The sequence below is a fragment of the Roseobacter sp. EG26 genome (assembly GCF_049830555.1).
Taxonomy (GTDB): domain Bacteria; phylum Pseudomonadota; class Alphaproteobacteria; order Rhodobacterales; family Rhodobacteraceae; genus Roseobacter.
In genome coordinates, this window is sequence record NZ_JBNBLH010000005.1 from 145,986 (window position 1) to 172,572 (window position 26,587).

Consider the following 26,587-nt stretch of genomic DNA (forward strand, 5'->3'; position numbering starts at 1 on the left):
TGGAACGCCTTCAGAGACTTCAGCGGGCCGCCGATGGCCACATTCAGCTTAAAGCTCTGGCATCAACGCAGGTTGTGCAACGCTTCACTGACGAAGAGATCGAACAGATCAAGTTGATCCAAGCGCTTATACGGCGTCGCCTTGTCCAGAACCAAGTTCGCGTTCAAAGCGAGGGGGATGGGATCGTCGGTACGCGCATCAAAAAACAACCCGAAGGCACCAAATCCGTTGCTGGCGAGGGGTCCGCCCTGCGCACCATTCAAGACAACCTCGATCAATCGTCGGTATATAATCAGATGAGGGTACTTGGCGGCGCCAAGAAGGGTGCAGTGATAGGGCCCGAGGACAAGGGAAAGCCCCAGCCGGTTGCCTCGTTGTCTGCTGGTTTGCCGGAAGGTACAGCCGTTATTAACGGCGGATTCTTTGCGCATCAGCCAAACATGAGAAGTGAAGAGGGCTGGGATCCGGCAAACGCGCAAAGCAGCTCAATCAATGATCCAAGTTTCGCTGCGTTTCTCAAACACGAAGAACTGAAGGAAGTCGGACCGGAGGGCGTTGGCAGGCCGGTTGGACCTACCAGCACCCGGACCGATCACCTGCCAATCCCATCCGAGTATCAGGACTACTATGGTCAGGTGACTGTCGGTTCCGAGGTGGGTTTGAGCAGCGGCCCTCTCCTCGCTTTGGATGGCGCCGCGACGCATATCCCAAGCCCGCAGAATGACGATAGATTTGAGTACAGGGTCGCCACTGAGGAAGGGCTGGAAGAGAACCCGCGCAACAAGCAGGTCGGGGTCATGACCCACGCAGGTGACCGAAACGCGCGCGCTGCAATCACTGTGCAGGGCGATGATACCATTATGCACACGGTCACACCGACTGAAATGCGGCCTCAGGAAGGGGTCACCATGGAGCAGTGGCAGCAGATCACAATGGCCGGGGCCGGAATTCGCCAAAAGGGGGAGACACCCGCCAGCGGCTCCACGCTCAACCTCGACGGTGGCGGATCCGTATTCATGGGTGTTACCGGGGCCAGCCCCGAGGAGATGCGGTTGGTCGCCAAAGGCCAACGACTGGGCGAAGAGAAAGACAGGGATGTCGGTAACATCATTGCCAGTTTGCCGGACGCTAGTTTCCGTGAAAAAGACGTTTAGTCTATTTGTCAATGTCAGGGTTCAAGCCACGGGATTGATGGGGTGATCGTAGCTTCATATGCCGCGGCAGCGCACTCTAAATGCCCAACGCCCTTTACCAAGCTCTCCTAGAGAAAACGCCAATTTAGGCCTGGTCAATGGCAATTCAGCCGCTCCGGGCGCGGAGATAGCAGTACTGTCAGGCGGACCCCTTTTCGATCAGCAACATGCAGCAGGTTTTGATCTTCTGAGAGGCTGCCCACGCAAACCGTCGGCACAACAGCGAAACTGCGCATATCTTGCCATGCGTTCCGCACGTTCCCGCAGAGCTGTGCCCTGAATTGGATACTAAAACGGAGGTTGCTTCGGGGCGTATGTATTTTCCACCTTGCCTGATCGTTTGTGAGCGTTTATGAATGAACTAGAAGTTATGTGATTGATCGTGATGAGGCGACTGACAATTGGGCGCACAGAGAATGAAGACTTCAGACACTATTGAGTTGGCTGCCGTGAGGCGCGAAAAGATCGCTGATCTGGTGGCATCGCGCGGTGCGATGACCCTGCGTGACCTTTGTGGCCACTTCAACGTCTCAGATGCAACGATGCGTCGGGATCTTCAGGCGCTAGATGGCGCGGGTCAGGTCGTGCGCACGCACGGCGGTGTAATGAAGAGCACCAGCGTTCTGGGAGATTTGCCCAACGACCAGCGCAAACGCGTCGGCGCAGAAGAAAAAAGCCGGATCGGTCTGGCTGCGATTAACCTGCTAAAGGGCGGTGAGGTCGTCTTTCTCGACGCGGGTACCACGGCGCACGCAGTCGCGGTTCATGCGATAAAACAGCCCGGGTGCACCTATGTCACGACCTCTCTGGGGATCGCCAAAAAGCTGCAATCGCTCGGGATTGCGGACTTCTATCTTGTCGGCGGATCCTATGAGCCGGTCAACGATTCCTTCGCCGGAACGCTGGCGATCGAGGCTTTACGCGCCCTGTCCTTTGACGTCGCCTTCATCTGTTGTTCGGCCATCGATCTGAAAAGCAGGTCAATCAGCGTCGCCAGTGAGGCTTACAGTCAGGTCCAGAAAGAAGTGCTGTCCAATTCCAGGAAAAAGCTTGTGATTGCCGACAGCAGCAAATTCAAGCCGAGTGCTTTCATGCGTACCGCGAGTTTCTCCCAGATATCGGGCATTATCACCAATCGCGAAGCCAGCCCTCAAGATCTGGATCTTCTGCGTCAGACCGATCTTGAACTGGTGCTCGCGTGAGCGCCCCGGGCGTATCACTGGAGGTGCGGGACCTGCGCAAAAGCTGGGGTGCGACGGATGTTCTGAAAGGCGTGAATTTCGATATCCACGCCGGTGGGTTTCTGACCTTGCTGGGCCCGTCGGGTTGCGGCAAGAGCACCGCCCTGAAGTTGATTTCAGGACTTGAGACGGTAACCGGCGGCCACATTCTGATTGGCGATCAGGATGTGACAGGTGTCGCAGCCGCGGAACGCAATCTGGGCATGGTATTCCAGAACTATGCGCTTTTTCCCCATATGAGCGTCGCCGAGAACATTATTTACGGCTTGAAGGTGCGCAAGGTGCCCAAGGCAAAGCAACAGGCCTCTCTCAAACGGGTGGCAGAGTTGATGGCGCTCAGCCCCCTGCTGGATCGCAAACCTGCGCAATTGTCCGGCGGTCAACAACAACGGGTGGCCTTGGCGCGTGTTCTGGTGTCGGATCGTCCGCTGGTCCTGATGGATGAACCCCTGTCCAACCTCGATGCCAAGCTACGCGTCGAAATCCGCAGTGAAATCCGATCCCTGAACAAGCAATTGGGGATCACCGTGCTCTACGTCACCCATGATCAAAGCGAAGCCCTGTCAATGTCCGATACGGTTGTTCTGATGAGCGACGGGCAGGCCTCACAGATCGGGACGCCGCAGGAACTCTACGACCAGCCTGCGAATACATTTGCCGCCAGCTTCATCGGGACGCCCCCGATGAACCTTCTGGCGGCAGCAGACGTTGTTCTGCCCGACTGGGTCGCCGCGCGGGTCAAGACAGATCATGCCGATCTGCTCGTGGGTGTGCGCCCGGAGACAATGACACTGGACGGTGCTGGGGCTGATTTCAGCGCGACCTGCAAAGTCCTCAGCGTTGAATATGAAGGCAGCGTGTTTCTGGTGCATCTGGTCAGCGCCTCGGGCGCACGTTTCATTCTGGCGCATCATGGTGCTGACGCCCCGCAGGTGGGCGACGATATCACGGTGAGTTGGGACAACGATGCCGCGCATCTGTTTTCCAGTGCATCGGGGCAACGACTTTCGAGCGGTTAACTCAGACGGCGAAGAACAGCCGTTCACTTATTCAAACGGGGAGGAGACCCAATGACAATCATGACAAAACTCGCTGGCTCGTGCTGCACGGCGGCCATGTTCAGCCTGGCTGCAACCAGTGTTTCAGCAGCAGATCTGGAATTCTATTTTCCTGTTGGCGTGAATGCGCCCGCCGTCGAAACCATTCAGGCGCTGACAGATGAATGGGCGGCGCAAAACCCGCAACACAGCGTGAAGGCGGTCTATGCTGGCAACTACGAAGAAACCACAACCAAGGCGCTGACGGCTGCCAATGCGGGGCAACCGCCGCAGGTGGCCGTGCTGCTGTCCATCGATCTTTTCACGCTGGTGGAGGAAGATGTCATCGTGGCGATTTCCGACATCGCGAACACGCCCGAAGACCAGGAATGGATTGACGGGTTTTACGATGGGTTCATGAAAGACGCCGAATTCGAGGGCAAGACCTACGCCATACCATTTCAGCGTTCTACCCCGGTCTACTATTACAACAAGGACGCCTTTCGCGCCGCTGGGCTGGACCCAGAGACACCGCCCAAGACCTGGGACGAGATGATCGAGATGGGCAAGAAGCTGACCATCAAGGACGATAACGGCAATGTCACCCAATGGGGCACCCGCATTCCGACCCTGGGTCTGGGCGGCGCATGGCTGTTTGGCGGTCTGGTTGTGTCCAAAGGCGATGTGCTGACCACTGACACGGGCATCGAGGCGCGGATGGATACACCCGCGACCAAGGCGTCACTGGAGTTCCTGCTGGAGCTGTCGAAGCAGGAAGTGATGGCACCGGGCGGTATTTCCTGGGGGGACACGCCGAAGGCATTCCTCGAAGGTCAGACAGCCTCCATGTGGACATCGACCGGCAACCTCGCCTTTGTTGAGGAGAACGCAACCTTCGATTGGGGTGTTGGCTTCCTGCCGGGCGGCGACGGACCGGGTGCGCCGATCGGCGGCGGCAACTTCTACATCTTCCAGGATACCACGGACGAAGAACGCGCAGCGGCGCTGGACTTCATCAAATTCATGACGTCGCCTGCAAATGCCGCCAAATGGAGCATTGCAACGGGCTATGTGGCCCCGCGGCCTGATGCCTGGGAAACCCCGGAGATGAAGGCCTATGCCGAACGCCTGCCGCAGGCGCTGGTGGCACTCGATCAGCTTCAATATGCCGAGCGTGAGTTCGCAACATTCCAGCGCGCAAAGGTGACGCAATATCTTGTGGATGCCATCGAGAGCGTCGTGACAGGCAATGCAGAGCCTGCCGAAGCCCTTAAGGCGGCCCAGGAAGGCGCCGACGGCGTTCTTGGTGACTACCAGTAGGCAAGGATTGCCGACGGCCCCGCGCGTCTTGATAGATGCGCGGGGCCAAGCGCGAAGCCCGCGAGAGGACAGCGGATCATGAACAAGCGGTTACCCTTCGGATTGGCGATGATCATGCTGGTGATCCCCTGCCTGCTGCTGGTCGCTTTCACGCATTACCCGGCCCTGCGCGCTTTGCTGAATTCCTTTTGGAACAATGCCAGTTCGCGGCGCCCGTCGAAATTCGTCGGAGTCGAAAACTACCAAACGCTGCTGGAGGACGATCGGCTTGTTCAAGTCATGCTGAACAGCACGTTTTACGCATTGGGAACGATCCCGCTGGCCATCGGTCTGGCCATTGGCATGGCGCTTTTGGTCAATGCCAAACTGCCCGGTACCTCGCTGATGCGCCTGTCATTTTTTATGCCGACGATGCTGCCGATGATTGCAGTGGCCAATATCTGGCTGTTTTTCTATGCGCCGGGTATTGGTCTGGCCTCGCAGATTCTCGGTGTTTTCGGCCTGCCACCGATCAACTTTCTGGGCAGCACCGAAACCTCGCTGATCTCGATGATGTTCGTCGCCGTCTGGAAAGAGGCGGGGCTGTTCATGATCTTCTACCTCGCAGCCTTGCAAGCGGTGCCCGAAAACCTGAAAGACGCAGCCCGGCTTGAAGGCGCAGGACCGGTGCGTATCTTTTTCAACATCGTGTTGCCGCTGCTGCGCCCGACAACGATTTTCGTGGCCGTCAACGCGCTGATCAATGCCTTCCGCCTAGTGGATCATGTGATCGTCATGACACGCGGCGGGCCGAACAATTCCAGCGCGCTGCTGCTTTACTATGTCTACGAAGTTACCTTCTCCCAACGGGACTTCGCCTATGGCGCGACGCTCACCGTCCTGATGGTGTGCCTGCTCGGGGTGCTCGCCGCCGTTCAGTATTGGGTGCTGAACAGAAAGGCACACTACCAATGACACAAGGCCTCAACAGGATAATGTGGTCAACCATCGGTCTGCTCTTGGCCGCGCTCTGGGGGCTGCCGTTTCTCTACTCTGTCTGGACGGCGTTCCACGATGAGATCTATTCGGCCAATTTCGTCTGGAATGCCCCGCTGACCCTTGAGAACTTTTTCGAGGCCTGGCAGGCAGCACCCTTTGCACTCTATTTTCTCAACACGGTCATTCTCATAACTATCGTTCTGGTGGCGAACCTCATCCTGTGCACGCTGGTGGCTTATGCGTTTGTGCGCTACCGCTTCCGCTGGGCGGGATTTCTTTTTGCGCTGATCATGGTGCAGCTTTTGGTGTCACCCGAGATTCTGATCGTCGAGAATTATCTGACGCTCTCGAAGATCGGGATGATCGACACGATCCTCGGCATCGCCCTGCCCTACCTGACCTCCGCCTTCGGGATTTTCCTGTTGCGGCAGACCTTCCTGACGGTGCCCGTTTCGCTGGACGAAGCCGCCCAGATCGAAGGTGCCGGTGCGTGGCGCGTGCTGTGGAACATCTACGTGCCGCTCGCCAAGCCTGTCTATCTGGCCTATGCGCTGGTTTCGATCAGTTTTCACTGGAACAATTTCCTCTGGCCGCTGATTGTCACCAACTCTCCCGAGGTGCGCCCGGTCACGGTAGGCCTGAGTGTCTTTGCAACGGTTGAAAGTGGTGTGGAATGGTCGCTGGTCAATGCGGCAACATTGATGACCACCGCTCCGCTGATCATTGCCTTCATCATTTTCCAACGTCAGTTCGTTGCGAACTTCATGCGCGCCGGCATCAAGTAGATCGATTGGACCCTGTCATGTTGATTGCCCATATCTCAGACTTCCATGTCTTCGCCGACGCCCCGGAGACGCCGCTGGTGCGCCCGGATGCCGCTGAGGCGGCGCGCAAGGTCATAGACGACATCGCATCGCATCAGCCAAGGTTCGATGCCATATTGTTCACAGGCGATTTGGTGGATTGCGGGACTGCCGCCGACTACGCGCTTCTGGCGGATATCCTTGCGCCGCTCGATATGCCGGTCTTGGTAGTGCCCGGGAACCACGATAACCGCGCCGGATTGCGCGCCGCCTTCGATGGCATTCTGCCTTTTGGAGAAGGCCCCTACCTCAACTACGAGGCGCGCCTTGGCGATTTGCGCATCCTTGCGCTCGACACGCTGGTCGAAGGCAAGGTTCATGGCGCGCTGGACCCCTCCCAGCTAGACTGGCTGGCAGAGAAACTCACCGCCGAGCCGACCGCACCGACCGTGATCGCGATGCACCACCCGCCTTTTCCATCCGGGATCCCCAAACTCGACGCCATGGCGCTGACAGATGGGTGCGACAGGTTCGGCGAGCTTGTCGCCGCCGGTAATGCACCGCTCTATATTTTTGCAGGTCACATCCACCGCCCCATTCAGGCCGTTTGGAAAGGCGCGTTTTGCCAGATCGGCGGCGGCCCTTCGTTTCAGCACGCGCTGGACCTGCGACCCCAAGCGCCGGAGCCGGGCAGCATTGCTGAACCCTATGCCTATTTCATTCTGCGCATCGACGCGCAGGCAACCGTGACCATTCATAAAAGGTATGTCTCGCTGTGACCCAAGCCGTGACCCAGGACTGCGCCAACACCGTCGAGGCCATTGCTCGGAAGGCCGGCGATTTGGCCCTGTCTCATTTCCATGAATTGAGTTCCGTGCCGGTTGAATCCAAGGGCCATCTTGATCTTGTCACGGCAGCAGATCAGGAGGTTGAGGCCTTCGTCACGCGCGCGCTCATCGAGGCCTTTCCCGACGATGGCGTCTTCGGGGAGGAAGGTGCTGCCCGTCAGGGAAGCTCTGGTCGCATTTGGGTGATTGATCCCATCGACGGCACGTTCAATTTTGTACGTGGCGGCGATCAATGGGCGATATCGATCGGCCTCTACGAAGGTGGGCGGCCGGTTTTTGGTGTTCTTCACGTGCCGGTACGGGGTCAAACATTGGTCGGCGGCAACGGCTTGGCCAGCACGTTGAACGGCACCGAGCTGGCGTTGCGATCAGGTATGAAGTCCAGGCAGGCGGCCTGTGGCGTCGGGTTTCACCCTGTGATCCCGATTGATCTGCGGCTCGATACGCTTCGATTTGTTCTGGAAGACGTCAAAATGTCGTTTCGCTGTTGCGGTTCGGCGACCCTGTCGCTGATCGAGATCGCCCAAGGTCAGGTCGACGGATACTTGGGCACCGGCGAAAGCACCTGGGATCTGATGGCAGCCCTGCCGATTTTGGAAACGATCGGAATTAGATGTACTGTTGACTGGGCGCAGACCGACCTGAGTGACAAGTTGCGTTTCGCCTGCGGAACACAGGCGTTCCTGGACGCGGTCGCGCCTCTTGTTCCCTTCGGCACAACCCTGCGCTTGGATTGAATTGAGCCCGGTATTGTTGCCGTAGTAGTTACCTTGTTTGGGAGTGATGCATACTTCTGGGCTCAATAAGCCGAGGGTGCTGCCGCGATTCCGTCTGCTCGGTGCGGCTTGCGCGTGTGAACATTCAAGACGCGTTTTCAGTGCAATTGCGTCCGCGACCAAGCGCTCGGAAAAGAGTCGGTCACTTGCGATCCCGTCGGGCATCGTGTCGACGCTGTTGCAATGGAGCGTACCCAACGAGAATTGCAGGCAAAGCCATAAGCTTTGGTTAAGTGAAGGCAATTGCACATCAACAACACGCCACCTGAACTTTCTTTTTTGCCAATCGGTCGAAGAGGTTAGAAAGCCTTTGTCACTAGCTGCGTTTCGATTTGCAGTACTTTCCGCACAGACAGTTTACGAATTAAAGAAATGTAACGCGTATACAAACCTAAATCATGGAGGATGATTCAAACCTAAATCATGGAGGATGATTCAAACCTACTACGCAGCATATTTTTCTGCACATTCTTACTAAGGTTTTTTGTTAGGTTCTTCTCTCACCTCGAAAATTGCCATGTTCATTTTCTCAAAAACCGATGTGTCAGTGAGGCGGGTTATGTCCCAACATGCCGTCATCTCATTATCTAATGTCACTTTCGCCGGGAAACCGGTCTCTAGCATTCAGGAAGGGCAGCAAGAGCCATAAAGATCTGTGGAAATGCTTCTCGGATTGACGCACTTCTATCTGCTCGAACCATTCGCAGCACCATATTATATCGCACATTACGACATGAGGTCGGCCATTGGGTTCAGTATTACGAAGAAGTTTTGGATGCGACAACGGCCCTCGATCCTGACAAGGACGTCGCGAGCGAATTGTACTTTGCCAATTCGCATGGAATGCAGACTTTGTCCGCAGAGTCGCCTTTGACCAAATCGAGATAGGTCGCAAGACCTACCGAATGCGTCGGATGTCCGCTGAGAGGTCAAATTGGCGTTGTAAAATGGCCGCAATATTGACTTCCTGCCAAGTCCTACTCACGTCACTCAAGTGCTCAATCGACAGCTCGGAAAATCGGACGAAATCCACTTCAAGTTCCAAATGGACAATCACGTCCTGAAAGTCAGAGTTAATAGAAAGCGCCGCCTGATAAAGCTCCAAGTGGGGCATAGTGATGAGTCAAAACGATCCAGTACTGCCCGACTATAAGCGATGGGCGCTTCCGAACTCTCCGTCCCATTTCAGCCTGTTTGACTACCTGCATGGACTATTTTCAACAAATCAATACTCTGCAGACGTTGTGATAGCCTTTAGTGAATCGATTGCACCGAGGTTTCAAAGTTGGGAAGGCCAGGTGTTTTTGGCCGAACAATTCGGCCTTCAGAAAATCGAGGCTATGAAAGATGAGGGAACGACCAATTCGGAACGCCAGTGCTGGATTAACTTGGTCAGCATCAGTGATCTCGGTGAATGCACCACTGGATATGGCCGAGTCTTTTGGAAAGCGCATCGTAAAGTCCTGGGATATGAAATTGAAGCTAGATTTTCCTGAAAGAGTATTTGAGGTGCGTTGCTTTTCTGAACCTGATGGCGGTGTCTTCGTTGTCTTCACTGAAGAGACTAGAACTGGGTAGAGTAATACGGGCAAATCGATGGCCAAGCGATTTGATAAAAACTAGATAAGGCGCCTTCCGATCAATGGCGAGGTCTAGGCTGTCCGGATGGGTGCCGATGTCTGCTTTACGTGCCGCTGAGCGGCCCTTGGTCCATCGGAGAGACACACTTGGGAAAGATAAGATCAAAGGCATTCTTTGCGGCATATCGATTCGGCAAGTTTGAAATCAGATTCGAAGGATCAAAGGGAAATAGTCAGCTCAAAACCTGAAAAAGTGTGGATTCAGCAACATTTATTGCGCTGAACGCCGTATGGTCCCATCACAAGTGCTTGATATCCGTTATTTTGGCCAAACCGATGCTACGCTGGGTTGTAGTCCAGATTGATACGGGAGAGGCACGGTGAATATTTCAAATGCGGCTTTGGCAGCGGTAATTTTCGCTGGTGGAACAGCGGTTGGTTTCGCAACTGGAACTCAAGTGGTGCCTGATTCCGGTGAAGGGGACCGGCTTGCATCGGTTGAAAGTGCCGCCTTGATAGAAGACCAGAAACTCATTTCGAATTCTATATCGACGCGTGAACCCGCGCTAGAAAACCTCTCAGCTGATGCACTATCGGATCAGGAAACACTTGGTTCGCAGCTTGAGGAACTGAGCCGCCGCCAAGAACAGGCTGCGCAACGAGAGTCTGAGCTAGACGCACAGTCTGAGCAACTCGAGGAAAAGCTGGCTTCGCTGAAAGTGCTCGAGGAAGATTTGGCGCGAATGTACGAAAATTTGCGTGTCGACAGTGAAGCCCTCGAAGAACGGCAAGCAGAATTGGACAAACAAGGAGAGATGAATTCAGCGCAGCTACGGTCAGTTTTGGAACGCGAAAGCCAGTTGGTTGCACTCCAGCAGAAACTGGCCGCGCAGAGCGCCGCAGTTAGCGCACAGGACTTGGCTGAAACCACGGAGGCCAAGCTTGATCTTCATGTTGACCAATCGGTGTCCAGAACAGGGAGCAACCCAGCGCTTTCCGACGTTGGGTTGAGTGCTATCGCGCTTCAAGAACCAACGAATGTGGACAAGAACTTCGAAGAAGGCAGTCAGCCCGAACAATTTTCTGAAGCCAACGCGACCGAAAGCGGTCCTGCGATACCAAACAAAGGTCCCATCGCGGAAGTCCACTTTGAACTTAACAGCGCAAAGTTGACGCCCGGGGCTCTGATGCGCGCGCGCGAGGCGGCTGACCGCTTGCAGACTATGAAGTTCTCGAAAATCAGGATATCCGGGCATACCGATACAACGGGAAACGTCGGTCGCAATCGGGCCCTCTCTAACGCGCGCGCGGAAGCTGTGGCCGAAATTTTCGTGCAGTCTGGTTTGTCCAGGCAAATGATCGAAATTGTTGGCTTTGGTGAGACTTATGACATGCTGCCCGTGTCAACGGGAGATGGGATCTCAGAACCGCTAAATCGCTGTGTGGGCATTTTTGTCGAAGAGATCGCGCAGTCTTCTCTACAGTAACCTTTTAGAGCACCTAACCGGGAAAGGCCTACGGGGTCGCGGCCTCTGCGAGAATTGGTTTTCGCAGGGCATAGCCAAGTTGTTCTTACTGCCCCATTCGTTTAGGCGATCCGGATGACAACTCCTACCGGTGCGCCGGCTAGGCCTATAATTGGTACGGCCTGGGCGCAGCGGATGTTGAGGATCTGCAAGCCGAACGCTGTGAAATCGTGTGTCACGAAGCAAACCACGTTTGGGTCAATCGCCCTCGATCGTTGGAACAAATATGCAATTGAAATAACCGCCTGAAAGTGGCCTTCGAGTTTCCTTCGGCACGTATCAAAAATTTGGCAATACCATTTTTCCGGCATTAAACTGTGAAGGTTAGTTGGACTAATCTGTCGGGATTTCCAGATGCTGAAGTGGCGTCAGTCCAGGCTCTCGCAGCCTTTGCACTACGGCAGTTGCCAGATGTCGCCCTGCAGCGACGATGTCTTCCAGTTCAACGATTATGTCCTTCCGGAACATCTTCAAAATTGGGACCACTTCTTTACCGTAGACGTCGATATCTGTGCCCAATTCGAGTCCATGTTTTTCGATGGCCACAATGGCAGCAATAGCCGCCTTGGATGAAGTGCAGATGACGGCATCAATCTCCGGCGATTGCTCCAATCGGTGGGCAATCCAATGGCGAATTTCATCTGCGGACCTGTCGCCATTGACGTTGTGAGAAATACGGTAGTTGAGCTTCAGAAGTTGGCTCTCGTCCTCCAATCCGAGCATCATGTCTTGTGCATAGTTCTGGTTGAGTGGCGGCAGGACCGTTAGGATGTTCTTCCGCCCTCGAGCCGCCAGCCGCCGCAGTGCAAGGCGCATGAAGGCCGAGTTATCATAGTCATAAAACGCATGTTGGGCGCTCCATTTGGTGCGCCCATGGGTGGCAAAGGGGAAATCTTGCTTCAGCAGATAAGCGACGCGTTTGTCCTCTGGCTCTGTCATGTTGAAAATGACAGCATCGGCAGATCTCGTTTCGACAATGTATTTTATCGGACGCAGCGGGTCCTCGTCGGGAAACCAAGGCAACACATTCAGATGAAACGGTGTACCGCGCAATTCCTCAGCAATGGAACTGGTCAGTTTTGATGCATTATTCAAAACGTCACCCTCTGCCGGGATGACCAGTGAAATCACATTGGTGCGCCCCGTGCGAAGGCGCACTCCGGCGCGGTTTGGAACGTAACCGATTTCATCTGCGATACGGTGCACAAGTTCCTTGGTGTCGAGGCCAATGTCATTTGCATCTCCCAGAGCACGCGACACTGTGGGGACCGCCAGACCACTTATCCGCGCGATGGTTTTGAGCGTCGGTCTTTCGCCGGGCTCCACCAGTTTGCGCAACTCTTCGTCGCTCAGCTTTGATGCCACAGATGCGCCACGTTTCATCGGTGATGGTCCATTCTTGCAGTCGTAAATTCCAAAATCGCTCAGGCGTGGCGTAATACCCATGCGCGTGCCCAGCATGTCGATTATTCTAGGAATATAAGCACCGCAAGAAATATCTTGCAATGAGAAACTAAAACGATGTAGTTCTTACTATAACGATTTAGATTTGGGAGGATTAATCGTGTCTCTGACTGCGAAACTGCTAGCTGCGACGGCCTTCGTGGCCGCTTCCAGCGCTTCTGCAACTGAACTTGAGGTGATGCACTGGTGGACATCCGGTGGCGAGGCTGCGGCCGTCAATGAATTCGCCGAAGCCTTCAACGCCACAGGCAACACCTGGGTCGATGCGGCAATCGCTGGTGGTGATGGCGCACGCGCCGTGATGGTCAGCCGCCTGACCGGGGGCGACCCAATGGGCGCATTTCAGTTCAACCACGGCCGTCAGGCCGAAGAGTTGATCGAAGCAGGCTTGCTGCGCGACATCACTGACATCGCAGAAGCCGAGGGTTGGAAGGATATCGTAAATCCCTCTTCGCTACTGGACTCGTGCACAGTGGACGGGCGGATTTATTGCGCGCCGGTCAACATCCACTCTTGGCAATGGCTCTGGCTATCGCACAAGGCCTATGAAGACGCAGGCGTTGCGGTTCCAACCAATTGGGCGGAATTTGTGAGTGCTGCATCGGCACTAGAAGACGCGGGCAAAATTCCGATGGCAATGGGTCAACAGGGTTGGCAGCAAGCGGGCGCATTCAGCGTTTTGATCGCAAGCCTTCTGCCCAGCGAAGTGTACAACAGTGTCTACGGTGACAAAGACACGGATGTAGCTGGTGGAGCCGAAATGGCGACCGTGTTCCAGGCTGCCGCGGACGCGCGAAAAATGGCGACAAAATCAACAGTCCAGAACTGGAACGACGCAACAGCATTGGTGATCAAGGGTGAGGCCGGTGGTCAGATCATGGGTGACTGGGCGCAAGGCGAAATGGCCGTGGCTGAAGTTTCAGCCGGTGAAGACTATAGCTGTTTGCCAGGTCTTGGAACGAACCCGAGACTGTCCACTGGTGGCGATGCATTCTATTTCCCCGTGCTGGATGACGAGGCACAGACTGCCGCGCAGACCGAGCTTGCCAAGCTGATGCTGGCACCTGAAACGCAAGTGAACTTCAACCTGAAAAAGGGTTCACTGCCGGTGCGTGGTGACGTCGATCTCGCGACTGCAAACGATTGTATGTCGAAAGGTTTGGCGCTCCTGAAGGCAGGTGCTCTGCTGCCGGATGTCAACCAGCTCATCACGCCTGACACCAATGAACAGTTGAAAACACTCTTCACCGAGTTCTTCGCGGACCCCACCATGACGCCAGAAGCCGCGCAGGAAGAGTTTGTGAAGATTATCGGATCCGCCGACTGACCCGTGTCCTCCTGCTGGCCAGCGATTTGCGGGCCAGCACTCACCGGCATCCCCGTCAAGAGGAGGTAGGCTTGTGGCTACTGAGCGCCCAAACCAGCTGTTTCGCAACAAATCTTCAAAGATTGCAGCGATCCCCATGATTGTAACTGCGTTGTTCGTTTTCGTCGGCGGGACAATCTGGACAGTTGTTTACAGCTTTACCAAATCGGGCCTGTTGCCGCGCCTGAATTGGGTCGGACTGGATCAATATGAGCGCCTATGGGCGACCAGAAAGTGGCTTGTCGCAATCGAAAACCTGGTGATTTACGGCATCTGCATGCTGGTGCTTGTCTTCGTCATTGGGTTTATCCTCGCTGCGTTGATCGACCAGAAGATCCGCTTTGAAAACACCATACGAACGATCATCCTATATCCCTATGCACTCAGCTTTGTGGTCACCGGCCTTGTGTGGCAGTGGATTCTGAACCCTGAATTCGGCGTGGAAAGCATCGTCCGGGCATGGGGGTGGGAAAGTTTCTCCTTCGATCCACTCTATAATGCCGACATTGCAATCTACGGCGTCCTGATTGCTGGCCTGTGGCAAGGCAGCGGGCTGGTTATGGTCCTGATGCTCGCCGGTCTGCGCGGCATAGACCAAGAGGTGTGGAAGGCTGCCCGAGTAGACGGCATTCCGACTTGGAAAACATACCTTTTCATCGTCATTCCGATGATGCGGCCTGTGTTCATAACCACCCTGGTGCTGGTCGTGACCGGCATTGTGAAACTCTATGACCTGATCGTTGCCCAGACCGGCGGCGGGCCGGGGATATCAACCGAAGTACCTGCAAAATACGTCTACGACATGATGTTCCAGGCCAACAATCTGGGCCAGGGCTTTGCTGCCTCAACCATGATGTTGGTGACTGTTGCATTGATTGTGATCCCTTGGGCAATTCTTGAATTCGGAGGCTCGAAGAACCGTGGCTGATGCATCTACCAATGCACTTTCGGGCCCGCAGGGACCGAAACCGCGCAAAATGCTGTCGCGCCGTAACATCTTTCTTTATGGCACGCTGTTTGTCATCACGGTTTACTATGCACTGCCGCTCTATGTGATGATCGTCACCTCTCTCAAAGGCATGCCGGAAATCCGGTTGGGTAACGTGTTCTCTCCGCCTGTGGAAGTGACGTTTCAGCCATGGGTCAAAGCCTGGTCAGAAGCTTGCACCGGCCTGACCTGCAACGGGCTGAGCACCGGTTTCTGGAACTCGGTGCAGATCACCATTCCGTCGGTGATCCTCTCGATCATGATCGCCTCTGTGAATGGCTACGCGCTGGCCAACTGGAAGTTCAAAGGCGCTGATATCTTCTTCACCATCCTGATCTTTGGCGCCTTCATTCCCTATCAGGTGATGCTCTATCCAATTGTGATTATCCTGCGCGAAATCGGTTTATACGGCTCACTGGGCGGCCTCGTGCTCGTGCACACCATCTTCGGCATGCCGATCCTGACTCTGCTGTTCCGCAACTACTTCACGTCACTACCCGAAGAGCTGTTCAAAGCGGCGCGGGTGGACGGGGCCGGCTTCTGGGGCATCTATTTTCGGATCATGGTGCCCATGTCCTTGCCGATTTTCACCGTCGCAATGATCCTGCAAGTGACCGGCATCTGGAATGATTTCCTTTTTGGCGTTGTCTACACGGGCCCGGAAACATACCCGATGACCGTTTCTCTCAATAACATCGTGAACTCCACGCAAGGCGTGAAGGAATACAACGTCAACATGGCCGCAACCCTCCTCACCGGACTGGTGCCCCTGTTGATCTACTTCGTCTCAGGAAGACTGTTTGTGCGCGGCATCGCCGCAGGTGCGGTCAAAGGATGAACACCATGAATAACTCGGTTGAAATAAAGAACCTCGATCTGCAGTTCGGCGCCGTCAAGGTTTTGCAGGATCTCAACCTTGACATCGGCAAGGGTGAGTTCCTTGTACTGCTGGGGTCTTCGGGTTGTGGGAAATCCACGCTGCTGAACTGTATCGCGGGCCTTCTGGATGTGACCGCTGGCCAAATTCATATCAACGACACTAACGTCACCTGGACCGAGCCTTCGGAGCGGGGCATTGGAATGGTTTTCCAGTCCTATGCGCTTTACCCGCAAATGACCGTCGAGGGAAATCTGTCCTTCGGCCTCAAAAACGCAAAACTGCCCAAAGCCGAGATCGCGAAACGGGTTAAACACGCGTCAGAAATTCTACAGATCGAACCGCTGTTGAAACGCAAACCGGCTGCACTGTCCGGTGGGCAACGCCAGCGGGTCGCCATTGGGCGGGCGCTGGTGCGCGATGTGGATGTTTTTCTTTTTGATGAACCACTCAGCAATCTTGATGCCAAGTTGCGCGCAGACCTGAGGGTCGAAATCAAGCGTCTGCACCAGAGGCTTGAAAACACCATGATCTATGTGACCCACGATCAGATCGAGGCGATGACGCTCGCCGACCGTATAGCCATCATGCGCCGCGGCCAGATCATGCAACTGGGATCGCCAGACGATATCTATGGCCGCCCGGTGAACAAATACGTGGCCGGGTTCATCGGCTCCCCATCCATGAACTTCTTCGATGGCGCAATCAAGGGCGGTGCCTTCACGACAGGTGATCTGACCATTCCTTTGACGGGATATGATTTTGCATCTGGCGGTGCGGTCGACGGCCCCGCCACTCTGGGCATTCGCCCCGAACACGTGGTGACAGGCGAACTGGTTGATAACGCGCCGGTCAAGGTCGATGTGGGCGTCGAACTGATCGAGCCAACAGGATCAGACAAGCTGATCGACTGTCAGGTTGCAGGCCGTCACTTCCGTGTGCGGATGGATGGGCAGGCAGATGTCGCTGCGGGCCAAAAGCTGAGAATTGGCTTCGATCCCGGGCGCGCCTCGCTCTTTGATGCCGCCACCGAGGAGCGCCTGTAGGCCCCATTCCATGACCCGCCTGACACCATCCAACTCATCTACGTGAGCTTAATATGACCCTTTCTTTTCAACTCTACTCCGCCCGCAACTTCTTGCCTTGGTGCAACGTAATCCCGCGCCTTGCCGAACTGGGCTACAGGCAGGTTGAGGGATTTGCCGGCCTCTACACCGACGCGCCCGCGTTCCGCGATCTACTGGATAGCCACGGCATGACCATGCCATCTGGCCATTTCTTTCCATTGGGCGCTCTGGAAGGCGAACTTGATGCGTCGCTTTCAACAGCCAGAATCCTCGGTATGCAACGCGTGATTTGCCCCGCGCCCGAGGAACTCTGGCGCCAAGGTACGACCGCGGCCAATTGGGTCGCGCTTGCGAAACGACTGAACGAGGCGTGCAAACGTGTCACCGATGCCGGATTCCGCTTCGGCTGGCACAACCACCACTGGGAATTCATGGCGCTGCAGGACGGCACATTGCCGATGAACCTGCTGTTGGAGCATGCCCCGGATATGGAATGGGAAATGGATGTGGCATGGGCCCTGCGCGGCGGTGCGGACCCTCTGGAGTGGATCGAAACTCACGCCGACCGGGTCACTGCGGCACATGTCAAAGACATCGCGCCGGAGGGAGAAAAAGAGGACGAAGATGGCTGGGCTGACTTAGGTGATGGCGTGATGGATTGGGAAACACTAATCGCCGCCCTGCGCCAGGCAGGCACTGACTATTTTGTGGCGGAGCACGACAACCCGTCAGACTGGGACCGTTTCGCAAACCGGTCTATCGCAGCATTCGGAAAGTACTAGGGAGCACCATGCAAAGTTTCGGTATCGGCATTATCGGCTGCGGCAACATATCGGCCACATATTTCAAACTCGCACCGCTTTTCAAATCGCTCGACATTCGGGCCGTCGCTGATTTGAACATGGATGCGGCAATAATGCGCGCTGCAGAATACTCGGTGCGGGCAGACACCATTCAGGACCTGCTGAACGCGGACGACATCGACATTGTGATAAACCTGACGGTACCAGCAGCGCATTTCGAGGTGACGATGCAGATTCTTACCGCAGGCAAACACGCCTATTCCGAAAAACCATTTGTGCTGACCGTGGAAGAAGGCGAAGTTCTGCAGCGCCTTGCCAGCGAAAAGGGGCTTCGCGTTGGATCGGCACCCGACACATTCCTGGGCGGTGCACACCAACTGGCCCGCGCCGCGATTGACGACGGTCAGGTGGGCGAGATCATCGGCGGCACCTGTCACGTGATGTCGCATGGAATGGAGGCCTGGCATCCAAACCCAGATTTCTTCTTTCAAAAAGGCGGCGGCCCGGTGCTGGATCTTGGGCCCTACTACATTACCAATCTGGTACAGCTGATCGGACCGGTAAAGGCGGTCACGGCAATGGCTTCCGCCAGCTTTGACACGCGCACAATTGGCAACGGTCCACGCGAAGGTGAAATGGTGCCGGTGGAAACGCCCACCAACGTTCACGCGGTTCTTGAGTTCCAGAACGGCGCCCTTATCACATTCGGGGCCAGCTGGGATGTCTGGGCACATCGCCACGAGAGCATGGAGCTTTACGGAACCAAGGCGTCGCTCTACGTGCCTGATCCGAATTTCTTTGCGGGCGACGTTTTGTTGGCAGGACTTGAGGGCGAGCCGATTGAAATCACGCCGCGCAACCACCCGTTCTCCGTTCACAACAGCCAGGACGGTCGGGGCGCCGACCAGGCCAATTACCGCTGTGCCGGGCTCGCAGACATGGCCGCAGCGATCAGCGAAGGTAGAGAGCATCGCTGTGGTCTGGAACTGGCCACGCATGTTGTAGAGGTCATGACAGCCATCCTGCGCTCGGCGGAAGACCGGCGCTGGTTGGAAATGACGACAACCTGCACCCGTCCTGAGCCGCTCGATCCCGCCCAAGCCACCGCGTTGCTCGCCTAAGCTCAGAACGCGCCCAGATAACTAGGGGATGGTTCAAACAGTTTGAAGAGTTGGAGAAGGCCGCCGTTCGACCAATTCAAAATTCACAAGCAGGGCTGAACGCTACCTTTGCGGGCGGCTCAGCATTCCAGGGTAGGTATTTCAGCCAAGTGGGCAAAATCGTACTCGATTGAAAAGGTGTTGCACCATGAAAACCAGACGAGTGATGATGAGATCCGCGAGATCGACATAATTGACAACAAGGTCCCGAAGCAGGGCAACGACGGATGGGACAGGCAAAGCCCCAAGTCGCCGCAACTGCTCAAAACAAGTAATTTCAATTGCCGACTGATAAAGGAGGGCGAATTTGGTTGAAAAGAGTATCCTTGATCGGCGAGAGAACTGCTGATTGAATTCTCTCGACGCATGGGAGTATCGGTGATGTCGGGACCGCGACAGTAAGCGCAAACGGCGCTGTGCTACGAGTTCTCGCTTTAGGATCACGTCTCGCAAGAAACTCTGTTGCGGTCGATTGATCATTTTGTCCATCTGAGCAGCATCCGCACCTATCTCGCCGATTTCTACAGCCACACTGGGCGTCCTTTTGTCGATCCTGAACTTCTCATCCGCATGCTGCTGGTGGGCTATTGCTTTGGCATCCGATCCGAAGGGCGGCTCTGTGAAGAGGTGCATCTGAATCTCGCCTATCGCTGGTTCTGCCGTCTGAATCTGAGCGGTCGCGCCCCTGATTATTCGACCTTCTCGAAGAACCGGCACGGTCGGTTCCGCGAGAATGAACTGCTGCGCCATCTGTTCGAGACAACAGTAGCACGCTGCATCGAAGAAGGCCTGGTCAGTGGTCAGCGCATGGCAATCCATGCCAGCCCGATCGAGGCGGATGCCAACAATCAGAATTCGACGCCGAAGGAAGACTGGGACGCGACAAGTTGCACGCGACATCGCCAAGACCCGCCAATACGACATCCCTATAAAGCTAAGGAAGAAGGTCGAGTGCTCTTTGCCCACCTCAAACGCATCCTCGGTCTGGGACGGCTAGGATTACAGGACCCATACAGCGCAAGTGACGAACTCCTCCTCGCCGCCACCGCTCAAAACCTCCGCAAATTGGCCAAGATCTTTCCTGCACCGCAGCACCGGCGAAAAGCCTGATCAGAAAGACGCTCAAACCCAGTTTGGAACCGCACTTCCTGCGCTCGCAACACGTTGTTTTCCACAGAACCGGCAGGCAAACCGGAATTCGCTGAAAGTGCTAAGGCAACTCTAGCAACTGGTAAATGCGGGCTTTCACTAACGGTTAAAGGACTCGCCCTCGCTCTCGGTTTTCAGATTCACCGGTTTTTACACACCATAAGGTCATCGAATAGCGGGCACCCGTTCATGCAAGTTGAACGATGGGAACAACCGCCACAGCGGTCCGAAGCAAAGTGACTACGAAAAGACGACATGCTCTCTGATTTGGCCAAATTTCCGGCAAGAAGGCAGGTGGCTCGGTAAGCCATGCAATCGCCAGGTCGATGCTTTCAGCACCCAAAATGAAGTGCTCGTTGACCCGAATTCCGAACGCGGTCAGCGTCTTTATTGTCTCCACTGTTTCATCAAAGGGTTCGTAAGCAGATACACCCACAGCCCCGCAGTGTTTGCGTGTAGTATCAAGAATTCCGTTACTCAGGGCGCCAAGCTCCCTTTATTTTGCACCGAGGCGAGAATACTGCCAACGAAATCAGTCATGTCACCCGCCCGGTTTGAGGGTGATACAGGTAAGTTTTCAAGTAAGCGTCAGAAGCGCCAGATTCTGGCTCAGAGCTCAGTTGCGGCGGAGAAAAAGCCCAAGCATCAATACCATACCACCGCCCAAAAGAGGCAAGCCAGCCGGTAGCGGTACGGAGGGAACTACAGTCGGCGCAGAAATCGACGTGAGCCTGTAGTTTACCCGTTCTCGCGCAAACACTTCGCCGACGACGTTTCCGAGAAAGGCGATTTGCTTGAGTTCTAGATCGTCGAGATCAATGGTCGTCGGAAAGCCCGTATCGCCGGCGAATTCACCGTCAAAATCACGAAGAAAAATCTGAACTCTGCTGATTAACGCACCGACCGGATAGCTATCAAGCTCAGTGAATATGTCCACCAGATCCGTTCCGCCATTTAGGACCCGCGTTCTGGTGAAGGGCTCATAGGCTGACCCATCTATTTGATCGAAAAAGATTGAAGCGGGCGCATATTCTCTTGCCGAGGCATCCCCGGACAAAAACGTGTCATCGATGCTCAATGTTCCGGTGAGTGTTGTCCCGATCAGCAACGCTCCGGCAAGGTCAGCGACGGTGTCCACACTGTCATCATCAGCAGAACCATTTAGGTATTCTGCCTCAAAATCATAGACTAAACTCGCTGCTGCTGCCGGTGTGGCCACCAGTGACACAAGGGCGGCGGTGATTAATAACTTCATATCAATTCTCCGGATAAAGCGGGTGTCTCTACATGGGATAACACCCTTCAAGTTGGTGGAAATTACTGGGTGATGATCGAAACGGTGTTGTTTGCCAGGTTTCGATCTCCGTCACCATCGACCTGCGCAGTATTGAGAACTGCAGGGGTCGGATCAGTCGACGTTTCAGGGAAGAAGATGGCCGTAACCTGGATATCAAAGGTGACGTCCTGTCCGCTTGGCAATTGATCGATCGTTCTTTCGAGGTGGGCAGACGCGCGACCCTGATCTGTGATCTGCCAACCCGCCTGCGGATTGATGCCAGCGAAGGCACCACCTGTAACTGACAAGCGATCCCGCAGGAGAACATCCGTTGCGTCGCCCTTACCTATGTTTCGCACGGTGATCGAGTAGCGCAGCAAACACTGTGACGAAATGCACGTATTCCCATCGACGCCCAACACCTCGACAGTCTTTGCGACCTCTAAGTCAGGTGAAGGTGGATGACGGCGACCAATGGCGCGCTCCAGATCCATGCTGATCCCGGCCGCAATCTGACCATCCGCATCGAGTGGAGCAGCGGTGTAAACCCCGACAACGTCAAGCCTGCTGTCGCTTTCCAGGGTCACGAAACCCTCGATATAGGCACCTGGGTCATCGGTCTCGGGAAAGCCCTCTTTGAAGAGAGCGGCTCTGACGTCGTCGCAATCGACCTTTAAGGCGTGGCGGGCGGGCAACGTATCAAGCGCAATGCGCTGAACACTCCCGGCTCTCTGCTCAATGGGCGGATAACCAAGCACAAGTGTTTTCTCGAACTCTGCCATTTTGTTGTTGGGGTTGAGGATGTTGATCGTCGTTGCATAGGTGCCGCGGACAAGCCTCAGGACGTCGCCATCCGTTTGAGACCCGCAAATGAGTTTTGCCGAATAGTCGAATTCAGGGTTCTTGCGGAGCCAGAAAGTGGCTGCGTCCAATGCTTCTGCCTCGTCGGCCGTCAGCTCGATATCCTGACCTTCGGCCGCACCCAGGCCCGCACCCGACAGTTCAGATGACCGAAGATCATAGATGAGGGCGTCCCAGTCATTTTGACTTTGAAGGACTTCGCCGGGCGTCGGCGCACACTGGGAAATAATGGCCGAAAGATCGTTGATATCCGCTGATGCGCCGGGCGGGAAAGAGGTAAATGTTGGCATGCCACTGCCGTCGACGCTTTGGTCCCAATTGATTGGACCATTACCATTCCCAAGGAGAAGATCGAGGGTTCCATCGCCGTCTATGTCAGCCAGTGGACCATAGTAGGTCTGTCTGATGCCACCGTTAATGCCAGCATTTTCATCCAGTTGTGTTTCATCCAACGCGCTGAGGTTGATCCGGGAATAGTCGACAACGGGGTTGCCCGAGCTTGTCGGAATGCCACGGGTCTGGAACGAATAGTTCATGACCGAAAGATAATTGGGTTTGCAATTTACCTCCTGAAAGCCGCCGTGACAGAGGCCAAAGTTGTGACCCAGTTCATGCATGAAGGTCCCGGCCTGTTGTATTTCAGTTCCGTTGGGCGTGCCCCAGTTACCAAGCGCCACGATGAAGTCGTCGCCCCAGCGTGGCTCTGGGAAATTGTTGCAATCACCACCATCTGATCGGCCGGATGTCCGACCGCCAGGACTATCCAGCGCATGCGCGAACAGGTTGTAGTGAAAGATCAGTTCGCGCGCGCGGCCTTGTGCTGATGACAGACCCTCGGCAGCCCCAATACTATTTTGCTTAATGGCAGCGATGCAGCCGTCATCTATCGCGCAAACCTGTTGATGGGGCAGCGGATCACTGATGAAGATCCATAGGTTGATACCCGTGGTTCCGTCGGGATTGGTCACCGGGGCTTGGGCAAAGGCGTCCACCACCCTTTGCAAGGCACTGTCCATCGGGCGGTGCGTGTGCGCATCCCCGGTCATGCAATCACCACCGGTGGCGCAATCGAAATAGTCGATTTCAACAAGAACATCTTTGCGCATCGGATCAAGTTCGATGGGGACCCCGCGGAAATCTGTCCCCAGATCTGTGGTGTCCAGATCAATGTCGTTGCTATCAGCGCCGTTCGCATCGATCCCGGCTGTTTCCCAGTTGTCGAATATCGCGTCTCCGTCGCTGTCAATAAGGTCGGGTTCGATCACCAGGCAGTCAACCGTCAGCCCACGGTCACTGGTTTGAAAATTGGCCTCGGAACTCACGCCATGGGAACTTGCGCGAAGCTCGATGATAAGCTCGTATTCGACTTCGCCTTTGAGCGAGGCATCAAAGGTAACAGAGGCATCACCGCCGGTGAAACTTGCCGTCGGATCATTTGCGGGGCCGTCTTTTTCCTGAGAAACCGGTTGGAAGGAGGCGATGGGATCATCGGTACCCTCTTCGAAAAGGTTCGCGCTGATGCGCAACAGCGCAGGCGCACCACCGCTGTCGTGCAGAAAGCCGCTAAAGGTCATCGCAAGATCGAAATCAGCCGAAAAACTTGCATTCGGCGTGAAGCGAAAGCCCACTCTTGTCCTTGAGGTGCGTCGCCCGCCCGAGACGCCCTGCGCGCGCGCCCACAATATGGCTGCAACACCGTTGTCAGCAAGCATATTTTCGGCGTCGGGGAGGACGATGTCGCCGCTTCGCTCGTCGGTATCAGGGTTCTGATCAAAGCTGAGATCAGTGGCCAGATCGCACATGGTTATGGGCTCCACTGACGCCAGAAGTGGCTCGGCAACGACCGTATTGGCGCCAAAGGACACGATAACGAAAAACAAGGAAGCACTAAGCTGTTTCAGCGCGGTGGATGGGTGTTTGTATGAGAGTTTCATCGGACCTCCGGATGGTTGATCCGAACCGCACTGCCGCGCAATGAGCGGCGTGCTGCCGGAACGCGAGATGATTGCGATCAAAGTCCTTAGTTTCGTTTGTACCAGATGATCACATCACTGATTGAACCGAAGCTGTCGGTTGTGAATTTGAAAGTCTGATTTCCCGTGGTCAGATTTGAGAAGTTCAAGACTTCATAGATCGTTGTGTAACCGGCCTGAAATTTTGTCGCGTCAAATAACTTTGTAGTTCCGATTTTGACCGTTACGCGTGATGTCAGCGACGGATTTTCGGCCACGGGAACATAAACTCTGAATGAAAGAACCGGTCTATGGACGGGGTTGCCAGACAGCACGATGTCATTGGGGGGATTGAAATCAAGTTGAAGTTCGTCTTGCGGGCTTAGCCTGTAACCTGGGTCTGATAGGACATGATAGTCTGCCATTGTCGCAGCCACGATAAAATCCTTTCTGAAATATCACCCTGTTGCAGTTGGCTTGGCAGCCAATGCAGAGGGGGTGTCAACTGAGGCAAGAATATCAGGAAGCGCAATTTGGCCGCATAGCCAATTCGAAAGTAATTGCTAGTACCAATTCAGAAGTTGTCGCCAAGCGCATGAGCAAGGCGGTCTACTTTTGGCCCAATCTGATCTTCTGGGACCGCAGCAAAGCCGATATGCAGCGCATTGAGATTTGGCTGCTCTCTGATGTAGCAACCGCTTATGTCTCTAAGAAATATTCCGATCTCAGCGGCGCGGAGAACTGCTTGTTGCGCAGAGATGGTGACGGGGAGGTGCGCGATCAATTGTAACCCTCCTGCGGGCACAACCACGTCCAACCTGCTGCCAAACCTTGAACGCAATGCATCGGCCAACGTTTGGCGTCTTCGGGCATAAAGCTTTCTCATACGTCCGATGTGCCGGGTAAATCGACCGTCCGCCATAAATTCCGATAGGGCTGCCTGGACATGCAGGGCGGGCTCGACTGCCCGAAAGAACACATCTCGCTCAAAACAAGGTATCATCTCGTGCGGGACAACAAGATAGGCGGTCCGGATAGATGGCGCGAGTGTTTTGGAAAAGGTCCCGACGTAGATCGAACGTCCAGAACCCAACGCGTAGAGCGTGCCCAGCGGCGGGCTGTCGAAGCGAAATTCGCTGTCATAGTCATCTTCGATTATCCACGCTTCTTTCTGTATCGCCCAATCAAGGAGTTTTACTCTGCGGTCGGCGGCTAAAGTCACCCCTGTCGGCCAATGATGTGCCGCCGTAAGATATACGCCCGCACAATCCTGCCGGTTCTCCAGAAGCTTTCCAACCTGCAATCCTTTGGCATCCGCGGGGATTGGCAGGACCTTACACCCGGATTGCGTCAGACATTCGCGGGCGACAGTGTATCCCGGATCCTCGACGGCTACGACCGCACCCCGCTTCCACAGTACGGCGGAAGCCGTTGCGATTGCGGACCGAACCGAGGTGACGACGATGACCTGCTCGGGATCGCACTCTACTCCGCGAGAGCTTCGAAGATAGAATGCCAGTTGTTCGCGAAGTCGCACATAGCCTCCAGTATGAGCGTAATCCAACATGTCTGCGTCAGTTTGGAGAGCCTGACGTGAAAGCACTCGCGACCATACCCCATGCGGGAAAGCATCAAATGCCGGAATTCCGGGTTGAAACGCAAGGCTAGTCGACGCTGTATCGAAGAGTTTCAGGAGGTGTTTAGCCTTATTGTCATATGTTTTCATCTGCGTTTGATACGCGCCTGCCAGCCTTGCGATGGATGTCCCACTCAGGTCTTCGGTAACACGGGTGCCGACACCTCGACGTGCTTCCAGAAATCCTTCAGCGGTCAATTGCTCGTAGGCTTTCAACGTTGTGATACGCGAGACACCAAGTTCTCGAGACAAAACCCGAGAGGCTGGCAATACAGTTCCCGGAGACAAACGGCCGAGAGAAATCGCAACCCGAATTTGTCCGCTGATCTGATCATACAGTGGTGCGGATTTTTCGCGGTCAATTTCTAACCAGTTCAGCAATGCGGCGGGGTGACCTATGAGGGAAATCTCCTGTAGCGTCTCACTCAAACCACATGGTACCGTACCGCTTGGATTTTGTATGAACTATTTCAGAACTAGCCGGGGTTGGTAGGGCCTTTGACCAGCGAGAGTGCACTTACATCGCTGAAGGGCGCTCTCCAAAATAAGCTATTCAGTTCCTAGCACGGTCTTCTTTCCGAGGTCGATTGTTACTAGGTGTTCTGGGTTCAGAGGGAAGGCTCAGTGTTCGCAATGCTGCGGAAGCTCCATTTTGATGCCACCATTCGAGCGGCGGCTTTGGGCCG

The 26,587-nt window shown here is 55.1% G+C and carries 22 protein-coding genes and 1 pseudogene; 17 read left to right on the top strand and 6 right to left on the bottom strand.

Features of this window, described 5'->3' with window-relative positions:
- Positions 1 to 62: 62 nt before the first annotated feature.
- Positions 63 to 431 (bottom strand): hypothetical protein, encoded by a 369-nt coding sequence (locus tag ACOTTU_RS12915; RefSeq protein WP_425658562.1) that lies wholly within the window; start codon positions 429 to 431, stop codon positions 63 to 65.
- Between the two features lie 9 nt (positions 432 to 440).
- On the opposite strand from ACOTTU_RS12915, the gene ACOTTU_RS12920 reads away from it, so the two are divergent.
- The 10 genes from ACOTTU_RS12920 to ACOTTU_RS12965 all read left to right on the top strand — a co-directional run bounded on the left by ACOTTU_RS12920 (position 441) and on the right by ACOTTU_RS12965 (position 11,263).
- Positions 441 to 1,154, top strand: coding sequence for a phosphodiester glycosidase family protein (locus ACOTTU_RS12920; protein WP_425658564.1), 714 nt, complete (start codon positions 441 to 443; stop codon positions 1,152 to 1,154).
- A 455-nt stretch (positions 1,155 to 1,609) separates the two neighbouring features.
- Complete coding sequence (locus ACOTTU_RS12925; RefSeq protein WP_425658565.1) at positions 1,610 to 2,395, top strand: DeoR/GlpR family DNA-binding transcription regulator; 786 nt, start codon at positions 1,610 to 1,612, stop codon at positions 2,393 to 2,395.
- Positions 2,392 to 3,453 carry an ABC transporter ATP-binding protein gene (locus ACOTTU_RS12930; RefSeq protein ID WP_425658567.1) on the top strand — a complete coding sequence of 354 codons (1,062 nt, stop codon included), beginning with the start codon at positions 2,392 to 2,394 and terminating at the stop codon, positions 3,451 to 3,453. The genes ACOTTU_RS12925 and ACOTTU_RS12930 overlap by 4 nt, the downstream gene beginning before the upstream one ends.
- 51 nt (positions 3,454 to 3,504) lie before the next feature.
- Positions 3,505 to 4,791 (top strand): ABC transporter substrate-binding protein, encoded by a 1,287-nt coding sequence (locus ACOTTU_RS12935; RefSeq protein ID WP_298913646.1) that lies wholly within the window; start codon positions 3,505 to 3,507, stop codon positions 4,789 to 4,791.
- A 78-nt stretch (positions 4,792 to 4,869) separates the two neighbouring features.
- Positions 4,870 to 5,745: a carbohydrate ABC transporter permease gene (locus ACOTTU_RS12940; protein WP_298913643.1), complete on the top strand. Its 876-nt coding sequence runs from the start codon at positions 4,870 to 4,872 to the stop codon at positions 5,743 to 5,745.
- Positions 5,742 to 6,554, top strand: coding sequence for a carbohydrate ABC transporter permease (locus tag ACOTTU_RS12945; RefSeq protein ID WP_425658570.1), 813 nt, complete (start codon positions 5,742 to 5,744; stop codon positions 6,552 to 6,554). Before ACOTTU_RS12940 ends, ACOTTU_RS12945 begins: the two co-directional genes overlap by 4 nt.
- A gap of 17 nt (positions 6,555 to 6,571) precedes the next feature.
- Entirely contained in the window at positions 6,572 to 7,351 is a 780-nt protein-coding gene (locus ACOTTU_RS12950) for a phosphodiesterase (protein ID WP_425658572.1), read from the top strand.
- Positions 7,348 to 8,157, top strand: coding sequence for an inositol monophosphatase family protein (locus tag ACOTTU_RS12955; RefSeq protein ID WP_425658574.1), 810 nt, complete (start codon positions 7,348 to 7,350; stop codon positions 8,155 to 8,157). Before ACOTTU_RS12950 ends, ACOTTU_RS12955 begins: the two co-directional genes overlap by 4 nt.
- Positions 8,158 to 9,314: 1,157 nt before the next feature.
- Entirely contained in the window at positions 9,315 to 9,692 is a 378-nt protein-coding gene (locus tag ACOTTU_RS12960) for a hypothetical protein (RefSeq protein ID WP_425658576.1), read from the top strand.
- A gap of 485 nt (positions 9,693 to 10,177) precedes the next feature.
- Positions 10,178 to 11,263 (top strand): OmpA family protein, encoded by a 1,086-nt coding sequence (locus ACOTTU_RS12965; protein ID WP_425658578.1) that lies wholly within the window; start codon positions 10,178 to 10,180, stop codon positions 11,261 to 11,263.
- 372 nt (positions 11,264 to 11,635) lie between these two features.
- On the opposite strand, the gene ACOTTU_RS12970 is transcribed toward ACOTTU_RS12965, so the two are convergent.
- A complete protein-coding gene (locus ACOTTU_RS12970; protein WP_425658580.1) occupies positions 11,636 to 12,763 on the bottom strand; it encodes a LacI family transcriptional regulator in 1,128 nt (375 codons plus the stop codon).
- Positions 12,764 to 12,866: 103 nt separating this feature from the next.
- Here ACOTTU_RS12970 and ACOTTU_RS12975 point away from each other — a divergent pair, with 103 nt between their 5' ends.
- From ACOTTU_RS12975 to ACOTTU_RS13005, 7 genes and pseudogenes are all read left to right on the top strand, one after another.
- Positions 12,867 to 14,093, top strand: a complete 1,227-nt coding sequence (locus ACOTTU_RS12975) for an ABC transporter substrate-binding protein (RefSeq protein ID WP_298913621.1) — start codon at positions 12,867 to 12,869, stop codon at positions 14,091 to 14,093.
- A gap of 73 nt (positions 14,094 to 14,166) precedes the next feature.
- Positions 14,167 to 15,060: a carbohydrate ABC transporter permease gene (locus ACOTTU_RS12980; RefSeq protein WP_425658582.1), complete on the top strand. Its 894-nt coding sequence runs from the start codon at positions 14,167 to 14,169 to the stop codon at positions 15,058 to 15,060.
- A 49-nt stretch (positions 15,061 to 15,109) separates the two neighbouring features.
- A complete protein-coding gene (locus tag ACOTTU_RS12985) occupies positions 15,110 to 15,958 on the top strand; it encodes a carbohydrate ABC transporter permease (protein WP_425658964.1) in 849 nt (282 codons plus the stop codon).
- Between the two features lie 5 nt (positions 15,959 to 15,963).
- Entirely contained in the window at positions 15,964 to 17,043 is a 1,080-nt protein-coding gene (locus ACOTTU_RS12990) for an ABC transporter ATP-binding protein (protein WP_425658584.1), read from the top strand.
- A gap of 53 nt (positions 17,044 to 17,096) precedes the next feature.
- The gene (locus ACOTTU_RS12995) at positions 17,097 to 17,846 is read left to right on the top strand and encodes a sugar phosphate isomerase/epimerase family protein (RefSeq protein WP_425658586.1); all 750 of its coding nucleotides are present in this window, start codon (positions 17,097 to 17,099) and stop codon (positions 17,844 to 17,846) included.
- A gap of 8 nt (positions 17,847 to 17,854) precedes the next feature.
- Positions 17,855 to 18,988, top strand: coding sequence for a Gfo/Idh/MocA family protein (locus tag ACOTTU_RS13000; RefSeq protein WP_425658588.1), 1,134 nt, complete (start codon positions 17,855 to 17,857; stop codon positions 18,986 to 18,988).
- Between the two features lie 453 nt (positions 18,989 to 19,441).
- Positions 19,442 to 19,906 (top strand): annotated as a pseudogene (locus ACOTTU_RS13005) (transposase); the annotation flags it as partial.
- Positions 19,907 to 20,792: 886 nt separating this feature from the next.
- On the opposite strand, the gene ACOTTU_RS13010 reads toward ACOTTU_RS13005, so the two are convergent.
- The 4 genes from ACOTTU_RS13010 to ACOTTU_RS13025 form a co-directional block, all read right to left on the bottom strand.
- Entirely contained in the window at positions 20,793 to 21,431 is a 639-nt protein-coding gene (locus ACOTTU_RS13010; protein ID WP_425658590.1) for a hypothetical protein, read from the bottom strand.
- A 62-nt stretch (positions 21,432 to 21,493) separates the two neighbouring features.
- Complete coding sequence (locus ACOTTU_RS13015; protein WP_425658592.1) at positions 21,494 to 24,247, bottom strand: hypothetical protein; 2,754 nt, start codon at positions 24,245 to 24,247, stop codon at positions 21,494 to 21,496.
- Positions 24,248 to 24,333: 86 nt separating this feature from the next.
- Positions 24,334 to 24,702: a hypothetical protein gene (locus tag ACOTTU_RS13020; protein ID WP_298922335.1), complete on the bottom strand. Its 369-nt coding sequence runs from the start codon at positions 24,700 to 24,702 to the stop codon at positions 24,334 to 24,336.
- Positions 24,703 to 24,839: 137 nt separating this feature from the next.
- Positions 24,840 to 26,330 (bottom strand): PLP-dependent aminotransferase family protein, encoded by a 1,491-nt coding sequence (locus tag ACOTTU_RS13025; protein ID WP_425658593.1) that lies wholly within the window; start codon positions 26,328 to 26,330, stop codon positions 24,840 to 24,842.
- Between the last annotated feature and the right edge of the window lie 257 nt (positions 26,331 to 26,587).

Bases quoted from the DNA above. Each gene is read 5' to 3' on its own strand.
- ACOTTU_RS12945 (WP_425658570.1), top strand. From the start codon at position 5,742: ATGACACAAGGCCTCAACAGGATAATGTGGTCAACCATCGGTCTGCTC.
- ACOTTU_RS12985 (WP_425658964.1), top strand. From the start codon at position 15,110: ATGCTGTCGCGCCGTAACATCTTTCTTTATGGCACGCTGTTTGTCATC.
- ACOTTU_RS13010 (WP_425658590.1), bottom strand. From the start codon at position 21,431: ATGAAGTTATTAATCACCGCCGCCCTTGTGTCACTGGTGGCCACACCG.
- ACOTTU_RS12960 (WP_425658576.1), top strand. From the start codon at position 9,315: ATGAGTCAAAACGATCCAGTACTGCCCGACTATAAGCGATGGGCGCTT.
- ACOTTU_RS13000 (WP_425658588.1), top strand. From the start codon at position 17,855: ATGCAAAGTTTCGGTATCGGCATTATCGGCTGCGGCAACATATCGGCC.
- ACOTTU_RS12935 (WP_298913646.1), top strand. From the start codon at position 3,505: ATGACAATCATGACAAAACTCGCTGGCTCGTGCTGCACGGCGGCCATG.
- ACOTTU_RS12950 (WP_425658572.1), top strand. From the start codon at position 6,572: ATGTTGATTGCCCATATCTCAGACTTCCATGTCTTCGCCGACGCCCCG.
- ACOTTU_RS12920 (WP_425658564.1), top strand. From the start codon at position 441: ATGAGAAGTGAAGAGGGCTGGGATCCGGCAAACGCGCAAAGCAGCTCA.
- ACOTTU_RS12970 (WP_425658580.1), bottom strand. From the start codon at position 12,763: ATGCTGGGCACGCGCATGGGTATTACGCCACGCCTGAGCGATTTTGGA.
- ACOTTU_RS12925 (WP_425658565.1), top strand. From the start codon at position 1,610: ATGAAGACTTCAGACACTATTGAGTTGGCTGCCGTGAGGCGCGAAAAG.
- ACOTTU_RS13015 (WP_425658592.1), bottom strand. From the start codon at position 24,247: ATGAAACTCTCATACAAACACCCATCCACCGCGCTGAAACAGCTTAGT.
- ACOTTU_RS12940 (WP_298913643.1), top strand. From the start codon at position 4,870: ATGAACAAGCGGTTACCCTTCGGATTGGCGATGATCATGCTGGTGATC.
- ACOTTU_RS12915 (WP_425658562.1), bottom strand. From the start codon at position 431: ATGCGCAAAGAATCCGCCGTTAATAACGGCTGTACCTTCCGGCAAACC.
- ACOTTU_RS12995 (WP_425658586.1), top strand. From the start codon at position 17,097: ATGACCCTTTCTTTTCAACTCTACTCCGCCCGCAACTTCTTGCCTTGG.
- ACOTTU_RS12990 (WP_425658584.1), top strand. From the start codon at position 15,964: ATGAATAACTCGGTTGAAATAAAGAACCTCGATCTGCAGTTCGGCGCC.